Below are 4180 nucleotides of genomic sequence, written 5' to 3'. Positions count from 1 at the left end.
GATCATCGTAAAAGTCGTTGCAGAAGTCTCTTTCTTTTGATAAATGCTCTTCATACTCTTTTTTGAGCGTTGCATTATCTTCTATCGTAACAAAATAAAAACTCTTGCCATTAAAGGTAGTTGCACCCCGGATCATAGGTTCGTGAAGAGCTTTTCTTACAACTTTTTTATCTTGAATTTTCCATAAAATAGGTTCCAGTTGCCATGGCATCGATGGGTGCTTTATATCATCCGCTTTTGCGAACGATACGGCAAACAAGATCGCTAAAATAAAAGCACGAATTTGCATTCCTTGCTCCTTAAAATAGGCTTTTGGAATCCTAAAAGCGTTTTTTGTTATCGGTCGTATAAGCTTATACAACATAATTACTTAATCAAAGTATAAAATATATTATCATATCCGCACAAATATGAATTTATGCATATACCGCCGATCTATACGGCAGGCTTTCAGTGTTTCAATTACCGATCAATTTTATTCACATTCATGAATGTATGGATCTTTTAGGGTAAATTCACCGTAATTTCCCAACCAAAATTTTGCATGCTTAAAATTATCAATGGCAAATGTCGCATGGTGCTCGCTGTATACCCTGCGTGATCTGCATTTTTTGCCTTTGTAATCATAGTGATCTGCGAGCTTTTTATAAAACTCGATACTTTCGTTATCAAAGTCGTAGCCCAGCGCGATATCTTGATTTCGCCCGTCGTAAAAATGGATATAGTCGAAATCGAGGTTGTAATAAACCTTGCAATGACCATTTTCGCCGTTTATTATGGCATCGCTGCAATATTTTTCTAGTTTTAATTTCTCTTTTTCAAACTCATGCCGTAGCTTGGTTTGCTCAGACGGGTCTAAATTTTGTGTTTTCTCAGTAAAAAATTTCTCTTCATACCCAAGCGCCTTTTGCAATAAAATAGTCGCATATTCGGCTCTTTTAGAATAAAAATATAGAAAATAGGAGATGTATAACATAAAGATGAAGCCTGCAAAAATCATAAAATTTCTAAGTAGTTTTTTCAAATCGTTGCCTTTTTAAATTATAAGATGGCAAGGTATACTGCCGCCAAAATCTATTTTCTAGCATAAATTCATCGCCCCGTTGCGCAAAATTTTGCGGGCAAAGCTTATGTCGATAAAATTTTATAAATCGCGTTTAGCCGAAGTTTACGGGATCCATATCGATCTCGACGGGCAGATGCTCAAGCGCGCGCGCAGCATTAATAAGCGGCACGTGTGAGCCAGCGCGCAGCAGAATTTCAAAGCGAAATTTCGACGCGATATAGGCGATACCCGCCTTGCCGTAGCCGATGATCTCAAAGCCCTCGCTCGCCTTCTCTTTCAAATACTGCGCGGAATTTTCGGCAGTATTTTCGGCCGATAAATTTATAAAATTTTGCGCGCTGCTCTTTCTTTCAGGCTTTAAATTTGCGCTGTCCGCGCCTGCGTCGCAAGCTAAAATTTGCGCGGCATTTTTCAAATTTGAAGCGTTTTGGCGGTTTAAATTTGCGTCGTCCGCGCGCAGATCCGAGCTTTGAAATTTAAAATTTGATATTTGCTTGCCGCCCTGTTGCGCAGAATTTTGCAAATTTAAAGCGCTTAGATTCGCTTGCCCCGCGTCCAGCCCGTCATGCAAAACAAACGCGCTACTTCCCGACTGTTTGCGGCGCAAAAGCTCAAGCGCGGCGTTCATTATCTCGCTCGCCGCCTTTTCGTTTTTATGCGAGATCAGCACGCGCAAAAGCCGCATATACGGCGGATAGAGCCCCTCGCGAAACTCCGCCTCGTCGCGCAAAAAATCGTCGTAGTTTTCGATATAATCCCTAAAAAAGCCGCTCTGGCGCGTCTGTATGACGACCCTGCCCTGCCCCGAGCGGCCCGCGCGGCCAGCCACTTGTATCGCAAGCGCTAGCGTCTTTTCGCGCGCCCTAAAATCGGGATAGCTCAGATGCTCGTCGATCCCCATTATCACCGCAAGATCCACGCCGTGGTAATCGTGCCCCTTACTAAGCATCTGCGTGCCCACCAAAATGTCGATTTTATGGGCGTTGAAGTTATTGAGCAGCGCCTCTAGCTTGCGCTGCGTCGTGATCTCGTCGCGATCAAATTTTGCGATGCGAGCACTCGGAAAACGCGCCGCAAGCTGTGCCACAAGCTCGCCCGTGCCGATCTTGCGCGCCTGCATCACCTCGCCGCCGCAGTTTTCACAAGACGCCTTGTAAAACGTGCTAAAGCCGCAGTAATGGCACTTCAGCGCCGCAGCGTCCGCGTGGTAGCTCATCCCGACGGCGCAAAACGGGCAGCGCACGATCTGCCCGCAGTTTTCGCAAACCATATATTTGTAGTTCGCGCGCGTCGGCAAAAACACGACCGCCTGTTTGCCGGCTTTGAGGCTACGCCCGATCTCGGTTAAAATTTTAGGGCTCAGTCCCGTCTCGCTCTCATCGAAAATGAAACGCTTGGCGCTGCTAAAATAGGTGCCGCGCAGGCGGAAGTGCGGCTGCTTCGCGTAGGTGCTAAGCGCGGGCGTCGCGGAGCCCAAAACCACGCGGATGCCAAGCTTCTTGCCGACGAAAATCGCGGCGTCGCGGGCATTTAGGCGCGGCGCGGCGGCCGATTTATAGCTGTCGTCGTGCTCCTCATCCACGACGATGAGGCCTAGATCGCTAAAGGGCAAAAACAGCGCCGAGCGGGCGCCCGCGATGAGCCTGATCTCGCCTGCGTTAAATTTCGCTAAAATTTCACGCTTTTTTTTGGGCGAAATTTTAGAGTGCCAGACGCCGAGCCGCTCGCCAAAATAGCTTTGTAGCCGCTTCGTCATCTGCGGCGTGAGCGAAATCTCGGGCATCAAAAACAGCGCCTGCTTGCCCGCAGCGAGCGCCTGCGCGATCAGCGCGATATAAATTTCGCTCTTGCCGCTGCCCGTATCGCCGAAGATCAGCGACGTCTCATTGGCTTCGGCAAATTTACGCGCTTGCTCCTGCGCGAGGGTGAGGTTTGGAATTTTACCTATTTGAAGCAGGGATAGCGACGGCGGGACGGAGCTTTGTGCCGCGGCGTCTGAATTTTGAATTGAGATGGAATTTTGCGCTGAAGTAGAATTCTGAATCGAAATGGAATTCTCTCCCTCGGTAAAATCCCGCTCTTGGATCGAATTTTGCGCGATAGCGAAATTTTGTTTGTGTGCAGGATCAGGTTCGGCAGCAAAATTTATGGCGGTCTTCATAGCGACGGAATTTTGCACAGATACGGAATTTTGAATTGAAGTGAAATTTTGCTCGCCAGAGAAGTCCTGAGTTTGAATAAAATTCTGTGCGGCGGTAGAATTTAGCGCGAAATTTTGCGAGGTAAAATTTAAGGGCTGTCTTAAATTCTGTTTTTGTGCGGAATTCTGCGCAGTGGCAGAATTTTGTATGATGCTAGAATCTCTGCCAAGTGCGAAATTTCGCTCACCTGCGGGAGTTTGCTTGGAGGCGCAATTCTGCTTGGTAACAGGATTTGCAAAATCTTGCGTCGTCTCGCTTGCAGGCTCGAAAATTCCAAATGCAACGCCCTTTTCGCAAACATAGTAATGCGCGATAAAATTTGCAAGTGCGATCTGAAACGGAGTAAATTTAAGCTGCGAAATTTCAGAAATTTCCTTGGTTTTGAAGCTCGGCTTTGCAACCTCACGAAGGATCACGGCGGATTTGACGCTCGATTTTACAGGAACGGATACGATTTGATAAGCTGGGATTTTAAAATTTGAACTATAAGTAAGCGGCTTTAGGCTGGCACCCAAAACCGCAACTTCATAATAGAGCATTTAGCTATTGAGCTAAGGATTGGCAAAGCTCGTCAGCGTGATTACAATCGAATGAGCCTACATTTCTATCTTTATTTGCACCGGAAGTAGGTATACTAGCTCTTGTTGGATAATAAGTAAAGTTAGTACTTTTGCCTGCTACGGTAGCCGTATATGTAGATGTGGCATTATCGTTGCCATTTCTAACCAAAGTCCAGCCGTTCCTACCACCATCTCTCATAGGATAGATAGGTTGCTGCAAAACGCCTTCAAAAAGAGTGGCGTTGTCCGAGCCCTCCAAAGCAGGCCACGCAGTCACGCCCCTCATCATATTCTCGCTTCTAACTAGCGAAAGTCCGCTTCTAATGGCGGCGATATCCCCACGCATCTTAGCG

2 protein-coding genes and 3 pseudogenes are annotated in these 4180 nt (G+C 46.7%); all 5 read right to left on the bottom strand.

Annotated elements, in window-relative coordinates:
• Nucleotides 1-289, bottom strand: a pseudogene (locus Q0236_RS01955) (hypothetical protein); the annotation flags it as partial.
• Nucleotides 290-475: 186 nt separating this feature from the next.
• Nucleotides 476-1024 (bottom strand): hypothetical protein, encoded by a 549-nt coding sequence (locus Q0236_RS01950; RefSeq protein ID WP_297914417.1) that lies wholly within the window; start codon nucleotides 1022-1024, stop codon nucleotides 476-478.
• 640 nt (nucleotides 1025-1664) lie between these two features.
• Nucleotides 1665-2987, bottom strand: a pseudogene (gene priA / locus Q0236_RS13215) (primosomal protein N'); the annotation flags it as partial.
• A gap of 567 nt (nucleotides 2988-3554) precedes the next feature.
• A pseudogene (locus Q0236_RS13210) lies at nucleotides 3555-3806 on the bottom strand (primosomal protein N'); the annotation flags it as partial.
• 4 nt (nucleotides 3807-3810) lie between these two features.
• A partial coding sequence (locus Q0236_RS01940) for a hypothetical protein (protein ID WP_297914411.1) occupies nucleotides 3811-4180 on the bottom strand: 370 nt, incomplete at its 5' end.

This window comes from uncultured Campylobacter sp. (assembly GCF_938031315.1).
In the GTDB taxonomy this organism is placed as follows: domain Bacteria; phylum Campylobacterota; class Campylobacteria; order Campylobacterales; family Campylobacteraceae; genus Campylobacter_B.
Note: the sequence above shows the minus strand (reverse complement) of the source record. Positions and strands in the feature narration are given on the sequence as shown.